General features: G+C 64.7%; 17 protein-coding genes and 1 tRNA gene. 3 read left to right on the forward strand and 15 right to left on the reverse strand.

What is annotated here, in order from left to right; all coding sequences use genetic code 11:
• Positions 1-423 precede the first annotated feature (423 nt).
• From IWX65_RS01300 to IWX65_RS01320, 5 genes are all read right to left on the reverse strand, one after another.
• The gene (locus IWX65_RS01300) at positions 424-4,314 is read right to left on the reverse strand and encodes a DNA-directed RNA polymerase subunit beta' (protein WP_196820956.1); all 3,891 of its coding nucleotides are present in this window, start codon (positions 4,312-4,314) and stop codon (positions 424-426) included.
• A 174-nt stretch (positions 4,315-4,488) separates the two neighbouring features.
• Positions 4,489-7,998, reverse strand: a complete 3,510-nt coding sequence (gene rpoB, locus IWX65_RS01305; protein WP_196880652.1) for a DNA-directed RNA polymerase subunit beta — start codon at positions 7,996-7,998, stop codon at positions 4,489-4,491.
• Between the two features lie 249 nt (positions 7,999-8,247).
• Positions 8,248-9,879, reverse strand: a complete 1,632-nt coding sequence (crtI, locus tag IWX65_RS01310; protein ID WP_196880653.1) for a phytoene desaturase family protein — start codon at positions 9,877-9,879, stop codon at positions 8,248-8,250.
• Entirely contained in the window at positions 9,876-10,847 is a 972-nt protein-coding gene (locus tag IWX65_RS01315; RefSeq protein ID WP_334683574.1) for a phytoene/squalene synthase family protein, read from the reverse strand. The genes crtI and IWX65_RS01315 overlap by 4 nt, the downstream gene beginning before the upstream one ends.
• Positions 10,777-11,844: a polyprenyl synthetase family protein gene (locus tag IWX65_RS01320; RefSeq protein ID WP_196880654.1), complete on the reverse strand. Its 1,068-nt coding sequence runs from the start codon at positions 11,842-11,844 to the stop codon at positions 10,777-10,779. The genes IWX65_RS01315 and IWX65_RS01320 overlap by 71 nt, the downstream gene beginning before the upstream one ends.
• A 112-nt stretch (positions 11,845-11,956) precedes the next feature.
• Between IWX65_RS01320 and idi the strand changes: the two genes are divergently transcribed.
• Both idi and IWX65_RS01330 read left to right on the forward strand, forming a co-directional pair.
• Positions 11,957-12,541 (forward strand): isopentenyl-diphosphate Delta-isomerase, encoded by a 585-nt coding sequence (gene idi / locus IWX65_RS01325; protein WP_196880655.1) that lies wholly within the window; start codon positions 11,957-11,959, stop codon positions 12,539-12,541.
• Between the two features lie 79 nt (positions 12,542-12,620).
• The gene (locus IWX65_RS01330; RefSeq protein WP_196880656.1) at positions 12,621-13,826 is read left to right on the forward strand and encodes an acetyl-CoA C-acetyltransferase; all 1,206 of its coding nucleotides are present in this window, start codon (positions 12,621-12,623) and stop codon (positions 13,824-13,826) included.
• 120 nt (positions 13,827-13,946) lie between these two features.
• Here the strand turns inward: IWX65_RS01330 and rplL are convergent, their stop codons facing one another.
• The 8 genes from rplL to IWX65_RS01370 form a co-directional block, all read right to left on the reverse strand.
• Positions 13,947-14,327, reverse strand: a complete 381-nt coding sequence (gene rplL / locus IWX65_RS01335) for a 50S ribosomal protein L7/L12 (RefSeq protein ID WP_196880657.1) — start codon at positions 14,325-14,327, stop codon at positions 13,947-13,949.
• A gap of 57 nt (positions 14,328-14,384) precedes the next feature.
• A complete protein-coding gene (rplJ, locus tag IWX65_RS01340) occupies positions 14,385-14,972 on the reverse strand; it encodes a 50S ribosomal protein L10 (protein ID WP_196880658.1) in 588 nt (195 codons plus the stop codon).
• A gap of 286 nt (positions 14,973-15,258) precedes the next feature.
• Positions 15,259-15,705 carry a hypothetical protein gene (locus IWX65_RS01345; protein ID WP_196880659.1) on the reverse strand — a complete coding sequence of 149 codons (447 nt, stop codon included), beginning with the start codon at positions 15,703-15,705 and terminating at the stop codon, positions 15,259-15,261.
• A gap of 582 nt (positions 15,706-16,287) precedes the next feature.
• Complete coding sequence (gene rplA, locus IWX65_RS01350) at positions 16,288-16,995, reverse strand: 50S ribosomal protein L1 (RefSeq protein WP_196820947.1); 708 nt, start codon at positions 16,993-16,995, stop codon at positions 16,288-16,290.
• A 146-nt stretch (positions 16,996-17,141) separates the two neighbouring features.
• The gene (gene rplK, locus IWX65_RS01355) at positions 17,142-17,573 is read right to left on the reverse strand and encodes a 50S ribosomal protein L11 (RefSeq protein WP_196820946.1); all 432 of its coding nucleotides are present in this window, start codon (positions 17,571-17,573) and stop codon (positions 17,142-17,144) included.
• A 135-nt stretch (positions 17,574-17,708) separates the two neighbouring features.
• On the reverse strand, positions 17,709-18,572 hold the full coding sequence (gene nusG / locus IWX65_RS01360) for a transcription termination/antitermination protein NusG (RefSeq protein ID WP_196880660.1): 864 nt from the start codon (positions 18,570-18,572) through the stop codon (positions 17,709-17,711).
• A gap of 86 nt (positions 18,573-18,658) precedes the next feature.
• Positions 18,659-18,916: a preprotein translocase subunit SecE gene (secE, locus tag IWX65_RS01365; protein WP_196880661.1), complete on the reverse strand. Its 258-nt coding sequence runs from the start codon at positions 18,914-18,916 to the stop codon at positions 18,659-18,661.
• 151 nt (positions 18,917-19,067) lie between these two features.
• Positions 19,068-19,140 (reverse strand) — tRNA-Trp (locus IWX65_RS01370).
• A gap of 247 nt (positions 19,141-19,387) precedes the next feature.
• Between IWX65_RS01370 and IWX65_RS01375 the strand changes: the two genes are divergently transcribed.
• On the forward strand, positions 19,388-20,623 hold the full coding sequence (locus IWX65_RS01375; RefSeq protein ID WP_196880662.1) for a pyridoxal phosphate-dependent aminotransferase: 1,236 nt from the start codon (positions 19,388-19,390) through the stop codon (positions 20,621-20,623).
• A 26-nt stretch (positions 20,624-20,649) separates the two neighbouring features.
• On the opposite strand, the gene IWX65_RS01380 is transcribed toward IWX65_RS01375, so the two are convergent.
• Both IWX65_RS01380 and IWX65_RS01385 read right to left on the reverse strand, forming a co-directional pair.
• Positions 20,650-21,324: a LuxR C-terminal-related transcriptional regulator gene (locus IWX65_RS01380; RefSeq protein ID WP_196880663.1), complete on the reverse strand. Its 675-nt coding sequence runs from the start codon at positions 21,322-21,324 to the stop codon at positions 20,650-20,652.
• Complete coding sequence (locus IWX65_RS01385; RefSeq protein ID WP_196880664.1) at positions 21,308-22,543, reverse strand: ATP-binding protein; 1,236 nt, start codon at positions 22,541-22,543, stop codon at positions 21,308-21,310. The genes IWX65_RS01380 and IWX65_RS01385 overlap by 17 nt, the downstream gene beginning before the upstream one ends.
• Positions 22,544-22,623 lie beyond the last annotated feature (80 nt).

Genomic DNA, 22,623 nt, shown 5'->3' on the forward strand with positions numbered 1-22,623 from the left:
ATTCGCCGCCTGATCGAGGGGCCTCCCCCGCCGCCGTCGCGCTGCCGCGGCCCTCCCCGGCCACTGCCTGCCCGGGCGCCGCCGACGGCGACGAGTGCATCGCTTTCCACGCCATTGGCCGCCGAGAGGGTGTGTCGGCTCGCGACACGCCGCTTGTCAGAGCGTTCCTCCGTTGAAGGCGGCAATTCCAATGCACCAGGAAGGCCTTGCTTCCGCGAAGGGAGGCTCCGCCGCGCTCAAATGGAGCCAGGACGCCGGTTTTCGCAGACCCCGGCGCCGGAGGACCCCGGCGTTCAGTGGCCACAGCTTGCGAGGGCCCCGACTCGCGACGACCCGAACTCGAGAGCACCCCCGGGATGCAGAAGAGCCCCGGACCGATAAGGTCCGGGGCTCTTCTGCTCAGCTGATCCGCACTAGGAGGTCCTAGCGGAAGTCGCCGCCCATGTCGTAGTCATCCAGGGGGATGGCGTGGAACTCGGGGGCCATACCGCCCTCGACACCGGCGTAGTCGAAGTCGCTGAACGCGCTCGGCCCGGTGAAGAGGTTCGCCTTGGCTTCCTCGGTAGGCTCGACGGTGACCTTCGTGTAACGGTCCAGACCGGTTCCGGCCGGGATCAGCTTACCGATGATCACGTTCTCCTTCAGACCCAGCAGCGGATCGCTCTTGCCTTCCATGGCGGCCTGCGTGAGGACACGTGTGGTCTCCTGGAACGAGGCTGCGGACAGCCAGGACTCCGTGGCGAGCGACGCCTTGGTGATGCCCATGAGCTCGGGACGGCCTGAAGCCGGCTTTTTGCCTTCGGACACCACGCGGCGGTTCTCGTCCTCGAAGCGCCGGCGCTCGGCCAGCTCTCCCGGAAGGAGTGTCGACTCGCCGGACTCGATCACCGTGACGCGGCGCAGCATCTGGCGCACGATGACCTCGACGTGCTTGTCGTGGATACCCACGCCCTGGCTGCGGTATACGCGCTGCACCTCGTCCACAAGGAACTTCTGGGCCTTGCGGGGGCCGAGGATACGCAGGATCTGCTTCGGGTCGACGGCACCGAAGACGAGCTGCTGCCCGACTTCGACGTGCTCGCCATCGGACACCAGCAGGCGTGCGCGGCGGAGTACCGGGTAGGCGATCTCCTCCGAGCCGTCGTCCGGGGTGACGACCAGGCGAAGCTGCTTCTCAGCGTCCTCGATGGTCACGCGCCCTGCAACCTCGGAGATCGGAGCGACACCCTTGGGGGTACGCGCTTCGAAGAGCTCCTGGATACGGGGCAGACCCTGGGTAATGTCCTCGGCCGATGCAACACCACCGGTGTGGAAGGTACGCATGGTCAGCTGGGTACCCGGCTCACCGATGGACTGTGCAGCGATGATGCCCACGGCCTCACCGATGTCCACGGTCTTACCGGTGGCCAGCGAACGGCCGTAGCAGAGCGCGCAGGTACCGACGCTCGACTCACAGGTGAGCACGGAGCGGACCTTGATCTCGGTGACACCGGCGGCGAACAGTTCGTCGATCAGCACATCCCCGACGTCGGAACCGGCAGGAGCCAGCACCTCACCCTTGGAATCGACGACGTCGGTCGCCAGCGTGCGTGCGTACGCCGCGTTCTCGACCTGCTCGTCCAGCACCAGCTCGCCGTTGGCGTCCGGTACGGCGATGGTGACCTTCAGTCCGCGCTCGGTGCCGCAGTCGTCCTCGCGGACGATGACGTCCTGGGACACGTCCACGAGGCGGCGGGTCAGGTAACCCGAGTTCGCCGTACGCAGAGCGGTGTCGGCCAGACCCTTTCGGGCACCGTGCGTTGCGATGAAGTACTCCAGGACCGACAGGCCTTCACGGTAGGAGGACTTGATCGGACGAGGAATGATCTCACCCTTGGGGTTCGCCACCAGACCACGGATACCGGCGATCTGGCGGACCTGCAGCCAGTTACCACGTGCTCCGGAGGACACCATGCGGTTGATGGTGTTGTCCTTCGGCATGGCGGCGCGCATCGAGGCGGCCACCTCGTTGGTTGCCTTGTTCCAGATGTCGATGAGCTCCTGGCGGCGCTCGTCGTCGGCGATCAGGCCCTTGTCGAACTGCGACTGAACCTTGGCGGCCTGCGTCTCGTAGCCCTCCATGATGCCGGCCTTGTTGATCGGGGCCGAGATGTCGGAGATGGCGACGGTGACGCCCGAGCGGGTTGCCCAGTAGAAACCGGAATCCTTCAGGTTGTCCAGGGTTGCGGCAGTGATGACCTTGGGGTAGCGCTCGGCAAGATCATTGACGATCGTGGAGAGCTGGCCCTTGTCGGCCACTTTTTCGACCCAGGGGTAGTCGTCGGGAAGCGTCTCGTTGAACAGCACCTGTCCGAGCGAGGTCTCGATGAGCGCAGGCGTACCCGGCTCCCAGCCCTCGGGGGCTGCTACGTCGCTGCTGGGGACGAAGTTGTCGACGCGCATCCGGACCACCGAGTTCAGGTGGAGCGAACCCATGTCGAACGCCATGATGGCCTCGGCGACGTTGGTGAAGACACGGCCCTCGCCGGCACTTCCCTCACGCTTGGTGGTGAGGTGGTGCAGGCCGATGATCATGTCCTGGGACGGAAGGGTCACGGGACGGCCGTCGGACGGCTTCAGGATGTTGTTCGAGGAGAGCATCAGGATGCGCGCCTCCGCCTGGGCCTCGGGGCTCAGCGGAAGGTGCACTGCCATCTGGTCACCGTCGAAGTCAGCGTTGAACGCACCACAGACCAGCGGGTGGAGCTGAAGGGCCTTGCCTTCGACCAGCTGCGGTTCGAACGCCTGGATGCCGAGACGGTGCAGGGTGGGTGCACGGTTCAGCAGAACGGGGTGCTCGGTGATGATCTCTTCGAGGACGTCCCAGACCTGGGGGCGGTAACGCTCGACCATGCGCTTGGCGCTCTTGATGTTCTGCGCGTGGTTGAGGTCGACCAGACGCTTCATCACGAAGGGCTTGAAGAGCTCCAGTGCCATCTGCTTGGGCAGACCGCACTGGTGGAGCTTCAGCTGCGGACCGACGACGATGACCGAACGGCCTGAGTAGTCGACGCGCTTACCCAGAAGGTTCTGGCGGAAGCGGCCCTGCTTGCCCTTCAGCATGTCCGAGAGCGACTTCAACGGACGGTTGCCGGGCCCGGTGACGGGACGGCCGCGACGGCCGTTGTCGAACAGGGAGTCGACGGCTTCCTGGAGCATGCGCTTCTCGTTGTTCACGATGATCTCGGGGGCACCGAGATCCAGCAGCCGCTTCAGGCGGTTGTTGCGGTTGATGACACGACGGTACAGGTCGTTGAGGTCCGACGTCGCGAAGCGGCCGCCGTCGAGCTGGACCATCGGGCGCAGTTCCGGTGGGATGACCGGTACGGCGTCGAGCACCATGCCCAGGGGGCTGTTGGTGGTGGTCAGGAACGCGTTGACGACCTTCAGGCGCTTCAGGGCACGCGTCTTGCGCTGGCCCTTGCCGTTCTGGATGATGTCGCGGAGCATCTCGGCCTCTGCCGGCATATCGAAGTTCTCGAGACGCTTCTTGATGGCTTCGGCGCCCATTGAGCCCTCGAAGTACAGGCCGTAGCGGTCGCGCAGTTCGCGGTACAGGCCTTCGTCGCCCTCGAGGTCTGCAACCTTGAGGGTCTTGAAGCGTTCCCATACCTGGACGAGACGCTCGATGTCGGCGTCGGCACGCTTGCGGACGTTCGCCATCTGGCGATCGGCGGAGTCGCGGGCCTTCTTCTTCTCGGCGGCCTTCGCGCCTTCACCCTCGAGGCGGGCAAGCTCGTCCTCGAGGTCCTTGGCGATCGTGGCGATGTCGGAGTCGCGCTGGTCGATCATCTGCTTCTTCTCGAGGTCGTGCTCGGCCTGGAGGTTCGGCAGTTCGGCGTGACGGTTCTCTTCGTCGACCGAGGTGATCATGTACGCGGCGAAGTAGATGACCTTCTCGAGGTCCTTCGGGGCCAGGTCAAGCAGGTAGCCGAGGCGTGACGGAACGCCCTTGAAGTACCAGATGTGCGTGACGGGAGCGGCGAGCTCGATGTGCCCCATACGTTCACGGCGCACCTTGGCACGGGTGACCTCGACGCCGCAGCGCTCACAGATGATGCCCTTGAAGCGTACGCGCTTGTACTTGCCGCAGTAGCACTCCCAGTCCCGTGAAGGGCCGAAGATCTTCTCGCAGAAGAGGCCGTCCTTCTCGGGCTTGAGCGTGCGGTAGTTGATGGTTTCCGGCTTCTTGACCTCGCCGTAAGACCAGCCGCGGATTTCATCCGCGGTGGCAAGGCCGATTCGCATGAGGCCGAAGGAGGATTCGCTGGACATATGGTCCCTGTTCTCTCTTTGTTCTCTAAATTCTTGAAGTCTTATGGGGTGCGGCGAAAAGCCAGGTGGACGCCGTCCCGGTGTTCGAGGAAGGGGCCTTCAATATTTCAAGGCCGCCCGCGGCCGCAGAAATTTCGTTGGCCCCGTTCGAACGCCGGTACGGCGTCGTGAGACCTAGACTTCCTCGACAGAACTCGGCTCGGCCCGTGAGAGGTCGATGCCCAGTTCTTCCGCGGCCCGGAAGACTTCTTCATCCGAGTCACGCATCTCGATCGTCGTGCCGTCGGTGGAAAGGACTTCCACGTTCAGGCAGAGCGACTGCATTTCCTTGATGAGCACCTTGAAGGACTCGGGAACACCCGGCTCGGGAATGTTCTCACCCTTGACGATGGCCTCGTAGACCTTCACGCGTCCATGGATGTCATCGGACTTGATGGTGAGCAGTTCCTGGAGCGTGTACGCCGCACCGTAGGCTTCGAGCGCCCATACTTCCATCTCACCGAAGCGCTGTCCGCCGAACTGTGCCTTACCACCCAGCGGCTGCTGCGTGATCATGGAGTACGGTCCGGTGGAGCGGGCGTGGATCTTGTCGTCCACCAGGTGGTGGAGCTTCAGGATGTACATGTAACCGACCGAGATGGGGTCCGGGAACGGCTCGCCGGAGCGGCCGTCGAACAGGCGCGCCTTGCCGGATTCGCCGATGAGGCGGTCGCCGTCGCGGGTCACGTTGGTCGAGTTCAGCAGACCGACGATCTCATCCTCGGTGGCGCCGTCGAACACGGGGGTTGAGACCGTGGTCGTCGTGACCTCGCGGGGCAGGTTCGGGAGGTTCTTCATCCACTCGGGATCCCCCTCGATCTTCCAGCCCTGCTTGGCGGCCCAGCCGAGGTGGATTTCGAGGACCTGACCGACGTTCATGCGTCCCGGGACACCCAGTGGGTTCAGGACGATGTCGACAGGGGTTCCGTCTTCCATGAAGGGCATGTCCTCGATCGGCAGGATCTTGGAGATGACACCCTTGTTGCCGTGGCGGCCGGCCAGCTTGTCGCCGTCCGTGATCTTGCGCTTCTGCGCAACATACACGCGGACCAGCTGGTTGACGCCGGGGGGAAGCTCGTCGTCGTTGTCGCGGTCGAAGATCCGGACGCCGATGACGGTACCCGATTCGCCGTGGGGAACCTTCAGTGAGGTGTCGCGGACCTCGCGGCTCTTCTCACCGAAGATGGCGCGGAGCAGGCGCTCCTCCGGCGTGAGCTCCGTTTCACCCTTGGGGGTGACACGGCCCACGAGGATATCCCCGGCCTCGACCTCGGCGCCGATGTGGATGATGCCGCGCTCGTCGAGCGCACCCAGCACCTCTTCGGAGACGTTCGGGATGTCGCGGGTGATTTCCTCGGCACCGAGCTTGGTGTCGCGGGCGTCGACCTCATGCTCCTCGATGTGGATCGAGGTCAGGACATCGTCGGAGACGATGCGCTGCGAGAGGATGATCGCGTCCTCGAAGTTGTGACCCTCCCAGGACATGAACGCCACGAGCATGTTCTTGCCCAGTGCCAGTTCACCCTGATCGGTGGACGGGCCGTCGGCGATGATCGTGTTGTACTCGACGCGATCGCCTTCGGCGACCAGCACGCGCTGGTTGTAGGCGTTGCCCTGGTTCGAACGGGCGAACTTCATGATCGGGTAGTTCGTCTCGGTGCCGTCGTCGTTGAGGATCGCCACCAGGTCGGCGGAGACCTCCTTGACCACTCCGGCCTTCGTCGCCGTGACTGCGTCTCCGGCGTCGACTGCCGCGTTCTTCTCCATGCCGGTACCCACGAGCGGACGCTCGGAGCGCAGCAGTGGAACAGCCTGACGCTGCATGTTCGCACCCATGAGGGCACGGTTGGCGTCGTCGTGCTCCAGGAACGGAATCAGGGCCGTCGCGACCGACACCATCTGGCGCGGCGAGACGTCCATGTACTCGACCTCGGTCGGCGTAACGAGCACGGGCTCGCCGGAACCACCACGGGTACGCACGAGGACCATGTCCTCGACGAACGTGTTGTCGGCTGCGAGCGGGGCGTTGGCCTGGGCGATCAGGCGCTCCACCTCGTCGTCGGCGGTCAGGTAGTCGATCTGCTCGGTGACGAGGCCGTCGACGACCTTGCGGTACGGGGTTTCGATGAACCCGAATGCGTTGATGCGGCCATAGGACGCCAGCGAACCGATGAGACCGATGTTCGGGCCTTCAGGGGTTTCGATGGGGCACATGCGGCCGTAGTGCGACGGGTGGACGTCTCGGACTTCCATACCTGCGCGGTCACGGGAGAGTCCACCCGGGCCCAGCGCGGACAGGCGGCGCTTGTGCGTCAGTCCGGCGAGCGGGTTGTTCTGGTCCATGAACTGCGACAGCTGGGAGGTACCGAAGAACTCCTTGATCGCGGCGACCACGGGGCGGATGTTGATCAGCGTCTGTGGGGTGATCGCCTCGACATCCTGCGTGGTCATGCGCTCGCGCACAACGCGCTCCATGCGGGACAGGCCCGTGCGGACCTGGTTCTCGATGAGCTCGCCGACGGCGCGGATACGGCGGTTGCCGAAGTGGTCGATGTCGTCGACCTCGACGCGCAGTTCGACGTCGCCGCCGTCGCGCTTGCCGCCGAGGGTCTTCTCACCGGCGTGCAGCGCGACGAGGAACTTGATCATCGCGACGATGTCGTCGATGTTCAAGACCGACGCATCGGAGTCCCCGAGGTTCTTGTCGATGCCCAGCTTGCGGTTGATCTTGTAGCGGCCGACCTTCGCGAGGTCGTAGCGCTTCGAGTTGAAGTACAGGTTGTCGAGCAGCGTCTGGGCTGCCTCGACCGTGGGCGGCTCTCCCGGACGGAGCTTGCGGTAGATGTCGAGCAGGGCGTCCTCACGGGTTTCCGTGGCGTCCTTCTCCATCGTGGCGCGGATCGAATCGTACTGGCCGAACTCTTCGAGGATCTGGCCTTCGGTCCAGCCGAGGGCCTTCAGGAGGACGGTGACCGACTGCTTGCGCTTGCGGTCGAGGCGGACGCCGACCTGGTCGCGCTTGTCGATCTCGAGCTCGAACCAGGCACCGCGGGAAGGGATGATCTTCGCGCTGAAGATGTCCTTGTCGCTGGTCTTGTCGGCGGTGCGCTCGAAGTAGGCTCCCGGCGAACGAACCAGCTGGGAGACGACGACACGCTCGGTGCCGTTGATGACGAAGGTTCCCTTGTCGGTCATCAGGGGGAAGTCGCCCATGAACACGGTCTGCTGCTTGATCTCGCCCGTGTTGTTGTTCATGAACTCGGCCTTGACGTATAGCGGAGCCGAGTAGGTCGCGTCGCGATCCTTGCACTCGGCCATGGTGTACTTCGGGTCGGCGAACTCCGGCTCGGAGAAGCTCAGGGACATGGTGCCCTGGAAGTCCTCGATGGGAGAGATTTCTTCGAAGATGTCAGCCAGACCGGAGCTGGTGGCTACACCCTGCAGTCCCTTTTCCAGCGCTTCCTCAACGCGGGCCTTCCAGCGCTCGTTGCCGACGAGCCAGTCGAAGCTGTCCGTCTGGAGGGCGAGAAGATTGGGAACATCAAGCGGTTCGTGAATCTTTGCGAATGAGAGCCGGGGTGCGGCGCCGTCGGCGTCGACCTGGCTGGTAGCGGTTGCATTATTAGAGGTGCTCGGGGCGACCAAGAGGGATCCTTCCACAGACCGTCAGGCTTGTCAGCGCTCCGCACTCAGCACCGCCACCGCAGGTACGTGCGGGGATCTTAGTGCTAACCTGTGTCCAGTCCCGCCATCAAGAACCGAATGGCCCGTTAAACGACGAGAGCAGAACAAAGCCCACCGCTATATGAAGGCTGAGGTTTAGAGGGAAGACGCAAATCCCTACATTACGGTACGTCTACCGTAATGTCCAATGCCGCGTCAACCCCACCAAGCTCAACTCGACCGGACCCGCGGCTCCTTCAACGGCCCGGTGCTGGTGTCGCCCCGGAGCCGCTTGATGATCAGCTCGGCGCTGATGAGGCACATGGGGATGCCGATGCCGGGGACCGTCGAACTTCCCGCGTAGTAGAGCCCCTCGACCCTCGCGCTCCGGTTCGACCCGCGGAAGAAGGCGCTCTGCTTCAGGATGTGCGCCGGTCCCAGCGAGGTTCCCCGCCAGGCGTTGAGGTCCTCCGCGAAGTCCTGTGGTCCGTAGCTGCGCCGCACGACGATGCGCTCGGCGAGGTCCGGGATGCCGGCCCAGCCGGCGATCTGCGCGATGACCTCGTCGGCCAGGTCCTCGACGCGCGCGTCTCCCCCGCCTTCGAAGCCGCCCTTGCCGATGGAGACGTCGGCCGGGATGGGGACGAGGACAAAGACGTTCTCGGAACCCTCCGGCGCCACCGACCCATCCGTTGCGCTCGGCCTGCAGACGTAGAGGGACGCCGGGGACGGAATGGAGGTGTCAGCGCCGAAGATGCGGCCGAAGTTGTCCCGCCAGTCGGTGGTGAAGAGGAGGGTGTGGTGTTCGAGCTGCGGCAGTCCGCCCTTCACTCCCAGGTAGAGCAGCAGCGCACTGGGGCCCGGCACCCTCTTCTGCCAGTACTTTTCGGGGTACGTCTGCTGCGCGGGCGGAAGCAGCGTCGTCTCGGTGTGGTGCAGGTCAGCCGCCGACACCACCACGTCGGCGTCGACAATGTGGACCGTCTCCCCCGTCCGGTAGGTCACGCTCCGCACCTGCGCCGAGCGGCGGGACGGCGTCCATCCGGTACGCCGCACCGGTGCGGCGTCGATCGATACGACGTCCGCGCCGGTGCGGATGTCGACCCCCGCTCCCTCGGCCACCGTTCTCATTGCCTCGATCAGGGTGGTGAAACCGCCCATCGGGTAGAGCACGCCGTCGTCGAGGTCGAGGTGGCTCATCAGGTGGTACATGCTGGGGGCCTCGAACGGGGAACTGCCGAGGAACACCGCCGGATAGCCGAGGATCTGCTGGAGCCGGGGATCCTTGAACCTCTTCGCCACGAACCCGTGCAGCGGCTGGAGCAGCAGCCGGACGATGCGGGGCAGCCGCGACAGGACGTCCGGCCGGAGGAACGGCAGGAAGGACTCGAAGGTGGAGTAGAGGAAACGTTTCTTCGCCATCGAGTAGGCGTCCTCGGCCGAATCGAGGTAGTCGGACAGGGCCTTCCCCGCACCGGCTTCCATCGATTCGAAAAGCTTGGTGACGGCCTCGCGGTCGGCGGGAACGTCAACGGTGTCGAGGCCCTGCTCGAAGATGACCCGGTAACCCGGATCCAGCTTGACGAGGTTCAGCTGCTCCTCGGCGCTGGTGCCCAGGAGCCGGAAGAAATGATCGATCACCTCGGGCATCAGGTACCAGGACGGCCCGGTGTCGAAGCGGAAGCCGTCCTGCTCCCACGATCCTGCACGGCCGCCCACCTGCTCCCGCCTCTCCAGCAATGTGACGGTGTGGCCTTCAGCCGCCAGCAGGGCGGCCGACGCCAGCCCGCCGATTCCACCGCCGACGACGACGACGCGCCTGCCTGCGACGCGAGGTCCGGTGCTGCCCTGCTGCGGAGTCATGATGCCTCTTCCTGCACGGCCGGGTCCGGGACCGCGCTTCCGGCGAGAGCCCGCGCCAGGATGCGCAGCTTGACGGGGTTGGGCACGCGGATCCGCGTGCCCAGCAGCTCCTCGGCCGGGGTCTTCCGCAGCCGAGCGGCAAGTTCGGTGAACAGGCCCTGCGCGAGGGCGACGGCGCGCCGGGGGGAAGCAGGCAGACCGGGTAGGGCCGCCGCGGAGATGCGAAGGTCCTCGTCGATGTCGTCGAGCAACCGGTGCTTGTCAGCCTCGTTGAAGTGTCCCGGCCGGATTCCCGGGAAGTAGCTGCGCCCCAGTGTGGAGAAGTCCTCGGCCAGATCCCGGAGGAAATTGATCTTCTGGAACGCGGCACCGAGGTGTCTCGCCCCCTCCACCAGCACTCGTTCCTCCCCGGGCGGGACCGTCCGGCCGACCAGGAAGACCTTCAGGCACATCAGACCCACGACTTCGGCCGATCCGTAGACGTACCGGTCGAAGGATTCCTGCGTGTGCTCGGTCTGCGTGATATCGGCGCGCATCGATGCGAAGAACGGTCGGGTGAGGGTGGCATCGATGCCATCCTTCCGGGCCGCGACTGCGAAGGCGTGGACCACGAGGTTGGCGCTGTAGCCGGTTCCCATCGCCGCCTCGGTCTCACGCTCCAGTGCATCGAGGAGCGCCTGGACCGCGGCGGGGTCGAGGCCGGCGCCGGCGGCCGCACCGTCGACGATCTCATCCGCCACCCGGACCAGCGCGTAGACGGCTTCGATGGAACCGCGTTTCCTGCGTTCGAGCAGCTTCGAGGCGAGGCCGAAGGACGTGGAGTAGCACCGGATGACCTCCCCCGAGGTCCTCAGGGCTGCGGCGTTGTAGCGTGCAAGCGAATCCTCGACGCCCATGTCAGCGGACCCGGTTGACGACGGCGCTGACCACTGGCTCGAGCGCTGAGCGGAGGCCTGGCGGTACGCCATCCGTTTCGAGGTGCCTGCGGGCACGCCCGGCGTAATCTTCGGCGAGCCCCACCGAGTAGTCCCTCGCCCCGGAGTCGACGAGCACCCTGCGGACGTATTCGGCGTCGGAGGCCGACATCCGCGGAGACCCGATCAATGAGGAAATGCTGTCCCACTCCGGACGGGCAGCGACGAAGGAAAGCAGTGCGGTGCGCTTGCCCTCGCGGAGGTCGCCCCAGTTCGTCTTGCCCGTTCGGGTTTCATTGCCGAATACCCCGAGGAGGTCATCAGCGATCTGGTAGGCGATGCCCGCGTCCCGGCCGAAATCCCCCAGCCTCGCGATGACGTCCTCCCTCGCTCCCGCGAGCACGGCACCAGCCTGCAACGGGCCCTCGAAGGAGTAGACGGAGGTTTTGAGCCGCGCCATCCTCACGATGTCCTCGAGCGGCGGAACTGTGGAACTGAGCGCCGTTTCGATATCGAGGAACTCACCTGCGGCGGAGGCGAAGACGGCTTCGTCGAGGATTTCATTGAGCCTCCGCCGGGTGGCGGTGTCGGCCTCGACCCAGTCCAGCAGCCGGTAGGCGTTGGACAGGGCAAGGTCTCCAGCGATGACGCCGGCGGAAAAGCCGATGTGCTCCGCCGTCGCAGCCGAAGCACCGGCAGCCTCCGCAACGCTGCGGTAGCGGCCGGAGACGTTCGGGATGCCGCGGCGGACGAAGTCGCGGTCGATGACGTCGTCGTGCACGATCAGTGCAGTGTGAAGCATTTCGAACGCCGCGCCCACTACGGCGGCGTTGCCGTCGTCGAGCCCGCCGAGCATCCGGTAGGCGGACATCACCATGCGCGGCCGGAACCGCTTGCCGCCGGCGGTGCATCCTTCGAGGGCCTCCCAGAGCCCGAGGTAACCGGGGCCGATCTTCGCGGCGCGCACTTTCGACTCATCGAAAAAGCGCTGAAGCACACCTTCAACCTGCTCGAGCCCTCCGGGCTCGACCAGCAGGCTGTCCATGTCCATAGGTAAAGTAAACACGGACAGAACGCCGCTGACGAAACAGGTCTCCTTCGGGAGTCCGAATGAGGCGCGGTCCGGGTTCGCGGATGCGGCAGGAAAAGTGGAAGAAGGCACCATGGCACGGCTTTCAGGCGGTAGCGCACCGGAGACGGAGTCGGTGGAGTTGGTGGTGTTGCTGGCCGAGGACGGCAGCCCCACGGGAACGCAGGAGAAGGCGACGGTCCATTCCGACTCCACGCCGCTCCACCTCGCTTTCTCGACCCACGTGTACAACGGCGAGGGGCAGATCCTCGTCACCCGTCGGGCAATGTCGAAGCGGGCCTGGCCCGGTGTCTGGACGAACTCCTTCTGCGGCCATCCCGGACCGGGCGAGAGTACGGAGCAGGCCATCGTCCGACGCGCGTCCCAGGAGCTGGGCATGAGCGTCGCCGGGATCGCGCCCGCCCTGCCCGATTTCCGCTACCGCGCCACCGACGCGTCGGGCATTGTGGAGAACGAGGTGTGCCCGGTCTTCACTGCAGTCATCGACGGCGACCTGGCGCCCTCACCGGACGAGGTCATGGACTGGAAGTGGGTGGAACCGGCCCAGCTGGTGTCCGCCGTCACCGCTGCGCCCTGGGCCTTCAGCCCGTGGCTGACGCTGCAGCTGCCGCTCCTCTATCCCTCGGGGCCCAAGCCTGCCGGACAAAATTTCGGTTAGCAGACATTAGCTGGAGCGTCGGCAACCGGCTAGCCTTGAAGAGGTCAGTTTTCGACGACGAAAGTGAGCACTGCAGCCCATGGCAACTCCAACACCCACTCCTCAGGACGTCGTCATTGTGGGCGGTGCCCGCACACCGACGGGCCGGCTCAATGGCCAGCTCGCCCCCTTCACCGCCGTTGAACTCGGCGCGTTCGCCATCACCGGCGCCCTGGCACATGCCGGCGTAGCCGCAGCCGACGTCGATGCCGTTATCCTGGGACACGTGGTGCAGGCTGGCTGCGGCCAGAATCCCGCGCGACAGACGTCGATCAAGGCCGGCATCGGCTGGGACGTACCGACGGTGACCATCAACAAGGTGTGCCTCTCCGGCCTCACTGCCGTGATCGACGCCGCACGGCTGATCCGCAGCGGCGAGGCGACCATGGTGGTCGCAGGCGGCCAGGAATCCATGTCGCGCGGCCCTCACCTTCTCCCGGGCTCACGCCAGGGCTGGAACTACGGCAACATCCAGGCGCTCGATGCCGTGGCGAACGATGGGCTGACAGATGCCTTCGACAACGAGTCGATGGGTGCTTCCACCGAACGCGGCAACACGGCCCTCGGAATCGAACGCACCGCACAGGACAACGTGGCTGCCATCTCCCACCAGCGCGCAGCCGCCGCAACGGAGGCAGGGGTGTTCGCCGACGAAATCGTTCCCGTTTCGGTACCCCAGCGCAAGGGCGACGATCTAGTCCTGACCACGGATGAGGGTATTCGGCCCACGACGACGACGGCGACGCTCGCCGGTCTGCGTCCGGCGTTCGACAGGGAAGGCACGATCACCGCAGGCAATTCCTCGCCCCTGTCCGACGGTGCCGCAGCGGTGATCGTGACCACGCGGCAGAAGGCCGAGGAAGCAGGGCTTTCGGTGATGGCGGTCGTCGGCGCGCCGGGTCAGGTCGCCGGTCCCGACAACAGCCTCCACTCCCAGCCGTCGAACGCTATTGCGCAGGCGCTGCAGCGGGCCCAGTGGTCGACGTCGGACGTCGACTTCATCGAGATCAATGAGGCGTTCGGGTCGGTTGCCTGCCAGTCCCTCAAGGATCTCGACTACCCGCTGGAGAAGTGCAACATCCACGGCGGGGCGATCGCCCTCGGGCATCCGATCGGGGCCTCAGGGGCGCGGCTTGCCCTGCATGCCGCTTTCGAGCTCAGTAGGCGCGGCAGCGGTAAGGCAGCCGTCTCGCTCTGCGGCGGTGGCGGCCAGGGCGAGGCGCTGCTGCTCTGGCTCGAGGAGTAGCTCCGACGCCACGTTCCCGACGGGGGCGACCGGCAGAACTGGCACTGGACGCAGAAACGGCCCTGACTCCGAAGAGTCAGGGCCGTTCCTGTGTCCAGGCAGCCAGGCTGCCCGAGCGGACTACTTGAGGGAGACGGTGGCGCCGGCAGCTTCGAGAGCTTCCTTTGCCTTTTCCGCGGCTTCCTTGGTTGCGCCTTCGAGGACGGCCTTGGGAGCGCTGTCGACAACGTCCTTGGCTTCCTTGAGACCCAGCGAGGTCAGGGCGCGAACTTCCTTGATCACTGCGATCTTCTTGTCGCCGGCAGCTTCGAGGACTACGTCGAAGGAATCCTTCTCCTCTTCGGCTTCGGCGCCTGCGCCGCCACCGGCGGGGCCGGCGACTGCAACTGCAGCAGCGGTGACATCAAAGGTCTCTTCGAACAACTTCACGAAGTCCGAGAGTTCGATGATGGACAGTTCCTTGAAAGCTTCGATGAGCTCTTCGTTGGTGAGCTTCGCCATGGCTAAGCATCCTTTCTTTGGTGGTGCACTGCACCGGAGTGTGATGGGTGAGGAGAACTACTTCTCTTCGGGTGCTGCGGCTTCCTCAGCGGGCGCCTCTGCGGGTGCAGCGGCCTCCTCAGTGGCAACGGGAGCACCGGCGTCTTCAGCTGGTGCAGCACTGCCCTCTTCGAGCTTGATGCGCAGGGCGTCAACCGTGCGGGCAAGGGCGGCCATTGGTGCCTTCAGCACACCGGCAACCCGAGAGAGCTGGAATTCACGCGACTCGAGGGCTGCCAGGGCAACAACCTCTGAAGCATCGAGGGGCTTGCCCTCGAAGATTCCGGTCTTGATGACGAGCTTGGGGTTGGCTTTCGCGAAATCCGTCAGGCTCTTCGCTGCAGCGATTGCGTCGCCCTTGATGAAAGCGATTGCGGTGGGTCCGGCGAGCTGGCCTTCGAACGCGTCGATGCCAGCTTCCTTGGCCGCAATGCCTGTCAGGGTGTTCTTGACGACGGCAAACTTGGTTTCCCCACCGAGTGAACGGCGGAGATCCTTGAGTTGTGCAACAGTGAGCCCACGGTATTCGGTCAGGACAGCAGCCGTGGATTCCTTGAAATCATTCGTCAGTTCCTCCACCGCAGTTACCTTTGTTGGCGTTGCCATAACCCTCCTTCCGGGGAATATAGGCCGGCTTTACAGCCCAATAAAAAACGCCCCGCGCAGATGCACGGGGCTACTCGACACCAAAGACGAGTTCGTCTTTAGCGGAGAAAAGCTTCGTTCACCTGCGCTGGCCGTCCCTTACGGGAACATTCGGATGTATCTCCTTACTCTTCCCATAAGAATGCTGAAAAGGAAAAGGTGGAGGACATCGACCGACGGTCTTTGGTTCTTCCAGCCTACGCGACGGGGCACGGACTTCCCAAATCAAGCCGCTCGCGCCCGCTTATTACAGCTTCTTCTGCCAGCCGGCAGTCGCGCCTACGGGCCGAAATCCGAGCTCGATGTTGACTGCAAGCATGAAGCTGTTCTCCGCGGCATTCCAGGTATACAGGCGCTTGACCTCGGGCCACTCGTCTCGGAGCCGCTCAAGATTCGCAGCCTTCATCCGGTATCCGAGCCGGTGTCCACGGTACCGGCGGAAAACCAGGGTGTTTTCCTGATAGGCAACATGCGGTGCGGCGGCGCTTGAATGAAGCACGGTGTGCCCGACGAGCGCCGCTTTCCTTCTCGACGGCGGCGCAGACGAGGCCGAGTCCACCGCCGGCAGCGTGGCGGGCCTCATCGGCGCGAATCCGTTCCTGATCCGACACCTCCTCCTCGAGGACAAAACCGCCCAGTGGTGTATCTGTACTTCTGAACCGTCGTAGTACGGCGTAGTGGTGACTGAGGTCATCAGGGACGCTGTTGCCCCAGAAAACCAGCGAAGAGCCGTCCTCCGCGACCGCCCCGCCGCGCCTCGGATCGGGATCACCCCGCTCGCAAAGACTCACCCGGTCCACCTGAGCCAGCCCGTAACCTTCCGCCAGGGCAAGCGCCGCTGACCCGCTATGCCTTGGATAGCCTCCTGCGCCGCTGTCCGGCACGACGAGTTCTCCGGCGTCAGGCGTGTCGGGAAGCCGCACTTCATTCCATCCCGTGATCACCGTACGACCGAGGCTACGTACTTGAGCGTCCGCCACCGAAGACAGTGCCCAGGCCACACCCTGCCGGCGTTCGCCGGGATGCACGAGGATGTCCAGATAGCACGCGGAAAGGTTGTCCGTCAGCGGGCGTCGAGCACAGCGCAGCCCACCAGTCGGCTATTGCTCTGCGTCAGGAACACATATCGCTCTTCATAACCGTTCGATCAGCAGCTCGGGCGTTGTCATTCCACCAGCGTAGGCTCACTGATTGGGAACTGCTAACTACTAGAGGTGGCTTGAGAAAAAGAAAACCCGCACCGGGAACCGGTGCGGGTTTTCTTCACGTGCTGGAACTAGACGACTGCCAGGACCTTGGTGACGTTCGGGTCGACGGGAATGCCCGGACCGAAGGTGGTCGATACCGTGGCCTTCTGGATGTACCGGCCCTTCGAAGCGGAAGGCTTCAGGCGCAGTACCTCTTCAAGCGCCGCGGCGTAGTTCTCCGCGAGCTTCTGGACGTCAAAGGACACCTTGCCGATGATGAAGTGGAGGTTGGAGTGCTTGTCCACGCGGAAGTCGATCTTTCCGCCCTTGATATCGGTCACTGCCTTGGCTACGTCTGCTGTGACAGTTCCGGTCTTCGGGTTCGGCATCAGGTTGCGAGGACCGAGGATCTTGCCCAGGCGTCCCACCTTGCCCATGAGGTCAGGGGTTGCGACGGCGGCGTCGAAGTCGACCCAGCCGCCGGCAACCTTCTCGATCATGTCGTCGGAACCGACGAAATCGGCTCCGGCAGCGATGGCTGCTTCGGCGCGGTCACCCGTGGCGAACACGAGGACGCGGGCGGTCTTACCCGTACCGTGGGGCAGGTTGACCGTGCCGCGGACCATCTGGTCGGCCTTGCGGGGGTCGACGCCGAGGCGGAATGCTACCTCGATCGTGGCGTCGAACTTCGACGGATTGGTTTCCTTCGCGAGAACTACTGCGTCGTACGGGGCGTAGTGGGTATCCGCCTCGATCTTCGCGGCAGCTCCCCGGTATGCTTTGCTGCGCTGTGCCATCTGCTTTTTCTCCTTATGCAGTCGTGGTCTGCGGACCGCGCTGGGCCCTGCCACACGCCGCCGTCCACCCGAGGTGGGACCGGCGCCGTTCTATGAATGAAATTGAGGATGAGGCAGCGGTGCCGCCCCGTCCGGGTAGGAAGGTGCTAGCCCTCGACCGTGATGCCCATGGAGCGGGCGGTGCCGGCGATGATCTTCGCTGCAGCCTTCACATCGTTGGCGTTGAGATCCTCCATTTTCATGGTGGCGATTTCCTCGACCTGGGCGTTGGTCAGGTTGGCGACCTTGACCGTGTGAGGGGTGCCGGAACCCTTGGGGACGCCGGCAGCCTTCTTGATGAGCTCGGCGGCCGGTGGGGTCTTGGTGATGAAGGTGAATGAACGGTCTTCGTACACCGTGATTTCCACGGGGATAACGTTTCCGCGCTGGGATTCAGTGGCAGCGTTGTACGCCTTGCAGAATTCCATGATGTTGACACCATGCTGGCCAAGCGCAGGACCGATGGGGGGTGCCGGGTTGGCGGCACCTGCATTGATCTGCAGCTTGATGAGGCCGGTGACCTTTTTTCTGGGGGCCATGAAAGGGTCCTTTTCTTGCATTACGTCCCCCGGGACAGGAGCGTCCCGTGGGTTTTCGGTCATCATGGCGTGATGACCAACCGCTCTCCCCGGCTAAAGCAGGCCGGGAAAAAGCGAAGCTGGAATTCGCAGGTCCTACTGGATCTTGGTGACCTGGCTGAATGAGAGCGTTACCGGAGTCTCACGTTCGAAGATCGACACCAGCACGACGAGCTGCTGCGACTCGGGCTTGATCTCGGAAATGGTCGCCGGCAGGGTCTCGAACGGTCCTTCATTGACCGTCACCGACTCGCCTACCTCGAAGTTGACCGTAACAGGCGCGAACTGCGGCTTGATCGGCTTGCCCGATTCGGCGTCCGTGTGGACCACCGTGTGTTCAAGCATGGAGAACACTTCCGTCAGGCTGAGCGGCACGGGGTTGTGGGCATTGCCCACGAAACCGGTCACGCCCGGCGTGTGGCGCACGGCACCCCACGATTCGTCGGTGAGCTCCATCCGGACCAGCACGTACCCCGGGATACGCACGCGGTTGACGATTTTCCGCGCCGTGTTCTTGATCTCCACGACCTCTTCCATGGGCACCTGGATCTCGTAGATGAAATCCTCCATGTCGAGCGTCTGGATGCGGGTTTCGAGGTTCGCCTTCACCCGGTTCTCGTAGCCTGCATAGGAGTGGATGACATACCAGTCACCGTCCTGGCGCCGAAGCTTGGCCTTGAAGGCGGCAACCGGATCTTCCTGCGCCGGAACCTCGGCCTCGGCTCCCTCGGCGTCCTCAGCCACCTCGACATCAGTTGCCTCGCCGACGCCCTCGTCGGCGTCAAGAACGCCGTCGACGTCTGGATCGACAACGGCGTCCGGATCAATATCCGCAGGAGCTTCCGCCGTCGCGTCGGTATCAGCGGCGTCGATCTCGACATCCGCCTCCGTTACCTGATCCTCGTTCTCCAGACCATCATCTTCAGTTGTGATCTGCCGTTCGAGTTCTTGCTCGGACACCTAGCCGCCTGCTTTCTGGAAATCTTCAGCCTTGCATTGCTTGTACTCGTTGAGCCACGCCGGGACGCCGCGGGGCCGGATCAGCGTCAGCTGTCTCCGAACACCCAGACGGCACCGGTGCCGAACAGGAAATCGAGCCCGGTCACGATGAGGATCATGATCACCACGAAGGTAAGTACGGTGATGGTGAACCTCACCAGCTCCCGGCGTGTGGGGGTGACAACCTTCCGGAGCTCGGCAATCACCTGGCGAACGAAGAGGATGATGCGCCCGAAAAACCCGCGCCTGGGGGCTTCCTTCTCGGAAGGGCTTCCCTTGGAGCTGCTCGCAGCCGTATCGGTCACCTTCAACCTCATCAATCTGTGTGGTTTCCCAGCCGGACCACCGAAAGCGCCCCCAGCTGGTTCTGTGTACTGCCGGGCAGAACCGCTGCCTGCACCGAAGCTTCGTGATCTTTTCCTGCCGCACCGCCGCATCTACTGCGTCGGCTATGCGCAGGGCAGACAGGACTCGAACCTGCAACCTGCGGTTTTGGAGACCGCTGCGCTACCAATTGCGCCACTACCCTTTGTGCTGTACTTGCACTCCTGCATCCTGCAACACAGGTTTCTTACCAAGCGCCAACGGTTATCCCGGGCGCAGTGCATTCCGGTGTTCGAACACCGAGGATCAAGTCTACGCAATCGCCGCCGTTCCGTCGAACCGGACACCCCGGACGGGCGCCGTCACGCATGGTCCGATGTCATTTTCCTTTCTCCGGGTGGGCGACCACCTAAACTGGGTGCGGCAATACCCTCTTGAAGAAACGGGACCCGATGAACGCGACCACCGACGATTCGACGCGCAAGAGCCTTCCGCGTATCTCCCGCAGGATCGCGTCCATCGCGGAATCCGCCACGCTTGCCGTCGATGCGAAGGCGAAGGCGCTCAAGGCAGCCGGCCGGCCGGTCATCGGCTTCGGGGTTGGCGAGCCCGACTTCCCCACTCCCGACTACATCGTCGAGGCCGCGGTCGACGCCGCGCGGCAGCCCCGCTTCCACCGCTACTCCCCTGCCGGCGGGCTTCCTGAGCTCAAACAGGCGATCGCGGACAAGACGCTGCGCGACTCCGGCTACAGCGTCGACCCGGCCCAGGTCCTCGTGACCAACGGCGGCAAGCAGGCCGTCTACCAGGCGTTCGCCGGGCTGCTCGACCCCGGGGATGAGGTGCTCGTTCCCTCGCCCTTCTGGACCACGTACCCCGAGGCGATCCGGCTTGCCGGTGGCGTCCCCGTCGAAGTGTTCGCCGGTCCCGAGCAGGGCTACCTCGTCACCCCGGAGCAGCTCGACGCCGCGATCACCCCCCGGACCAAAGTGCTGCTGTTCGTCTCGCCGTCGAACCCGACCGGCGCCGTCTACGGTCCGGACCAGGTGAGGCGGATCGGCGAGTGGGCTGCGGCCCGCGGACTGTGGGTGGTCACCGATGAGATCTACGAGCACCTGACCTACGACGGCGTCCCGTTCACCTCGATCGCCACGGCCGCCCCCGCGCTGGGAGACAAGCTCGTCATCGTGAACGGCGTCGCGAAGACCTACGCCATGACGGGCTGGCGTGTCGGCTGGATGATCGGGCCGAAGGACCTCATCAGGGCGGCCACCAACCTCCAGTCCCATGCGACGTCGAACGTCGCGAACGTGTCGCAGATGGCCGCGCTCGCCGCGGTTTCCGGTCCGTTGACGGCCGTGCAGGAAATGAAGGTCGCGTTCGACCGGCGGCGCCGCGCGATGGTGGCCGGTCTCGGTGCGATCGATGGCGTCGAATGTCCCACGCCCCACGGCGCGTTCTATGCCTACGCCGACGTGCGCGCCCTGCTCGGGCGCTCGCTGGGCGATTCCACCCCGACGACGTCGGCGGAACTTGCCACCCTCATCCTTGAGAAGGTGGAGGTTGCGGTGGTGCCGGGCGAGGCGTTCGGGCCGAGCGGCTTCCTCCGGTTGTCGTATGCGCTGGGCGACGAGGACCTCGCCGTGGGGGTCGGCAGGCTGCAGGAATTCCTGTCCTCGGCCCGTTGAGGGGAACCGGAGCGGCTGCGGACCAGTCAGAGCAGCCGCCGCTCCGCCGCCCATCGGGTGAGTTCGTGACGCGAGGAGAGCTGGAGTTTCCTCAGCACGGCCGAGACGTGGGTTTCGACGGTCTTCACCGAGATGAACAGTGCCTTCGCCACTTCCTTGTAGCTGTAGCCGCGTGCAATCAGGCGCATCACCTCCACTTCGCGGGCGGACAGGCGGTCGAGTTCGGAATCGACGGAAGCAACCGCGGCAGTGCCGAAAGCGTCGAGGACGAAGCCGGCAAGCCGCGGGGAGAACACCGCGTCCCCCGAGGCGATCCGTTGGACGGCGTCGGTGATCTCCGCACCGGAAATGGTCTTGGTGACATAGCCGCGCGCCCCAGCACGGATGACGGCGACCACATCCTCCGCTGAATCCGAGACGCTGAGCGCGAGGAACCGGGTGTCGCTGCCCAGGCGTGAACAGCCATGGATCACTTCGGCGCCACCACCGCCCCTGCCTCCCGGGAGGTGCACGTCCAGGAGCACCACCTGAGGGCGGTGCTCCCGGATCACGGCGATCGCTTCTTCCACGGACGCAGCTTCACCGAGCACGGCAATGCCTGGCCCGAGGTCCGACTTGAGACCCGAGCGGAAAATCGCGTGATCATCGACGACGACGACGCCGATCCTCGTGCCGGTGATTGTTTCAGGAACCCTGTCCATTGCTCTCCCAGCGGTCCTTTGCAGTGTGTTCTGGCATGCTCAGCGTGACTTCGGTGCCGTCCGGCCCGCTGCGGATCGAGGCATGGCCGCCGTGCCGCGAAAGCCGTCCATGAATGGACTCCCGGATTCCAAGGCGGTCCGGCGGCACCGCAGTCTCCTTGAAGCCCGTGCCGCGGTCGCGGACGAACACTTCCGAGCCCTGCGCGCCGAGTTCAAGGTACACCGATACCGGAACACGGGCATGTTTGGCGGCATTCAGCATCGCCTCCCGTGCCGCCTGCGCGAGGGCCTCATTTCCCGGCGTCAGCGGGGCGTCACCCACCGCCACCACCGTCACTGAATAGCCGTAGGCGTCCTCCACCTCGGCAGCGAAGGCGCGGATCCGTTCCGCGAGGGTGCCGGCCTGGTCCGCATGGTCCGCATAGAGCCACTGGCGCAGCTCGCGCTCCTGCGCCCGGGCCAGCCGGATGACGTCCGATTCCGACGTGGCCCGGTTCTGGATCAGCGCCAGGGTCTGCAGCACTGAGTCATGGAGGTGAGCAGCGAATTCGGCGCGCGCTGCCTCGCGTACACGGCCGGCCCGTTCCACCTCGAGGTCGCGCCAGAACTTCAGGCCCCACGGCGCGAGAACGAGGCCCACCCCGCCCAGGACTGCAGCAGTCGCAACGAGGGTGGCCCAGGTCAGCGACCACGGAATGGATCCCGACACCATGACCAGCACGCCGATGATCACCAGGACGAGGCCCACCAGGAGCCGCGCCAGTCCACTCGCCCGGTGCGCGCCGGCCTGGTCCATCAGACCGGCCCGACGAACGTCGTCGAGCTGCGCCCAGGCCAGCGCTGCCCCCGCAGCCACCACCCCCAGGGGAAGGAGGGTGCCCCACTCCACCGGAAGGCCCAACTGCTGGGCGGCGAAGGCCGCCGCAAGCAAGAGCATCACCGCGCCGAAAAGGAATTCCTTGCGGCCAGCCCGGCGTGCAGGGTGATCGTTCATGAACCGTGCAGGCCCGTTCCTCACCTTCACCGCGGCTGCGCTGTCCGTTGAAGACGGCACGAAGATCCACAGCCACGCATACAGGAGGGCTCCGGCTCCCGACGCGAAGGTCAACAGCACCATGGCGATCCGCACGAACCGGAGGGAGAGACCGAGATGTACTGCAAGACCCGCGCACACCCCTGCGATCACGCCGTCGGGCGAGCGCAGCAGTGGGGGTCTCATGGCTCAATAGAAGCACGTCCGCCAGTCTTTTCATGGCCCTCCCCATCCTTCTCAGGGGTTGTCCCTCGAATGCCGGGGGA

Origin of the sequence: Arthrobacter sp. CAN_A214, from assembly GCF_015751955.1 — a bacterium.
In the GTDB taxonomy this organism is placed as follows: Bacteria; Actinomycetota; Actinomycetes; order Actinomycetales; family Micrococcaceae; genus Arthrobacter_D.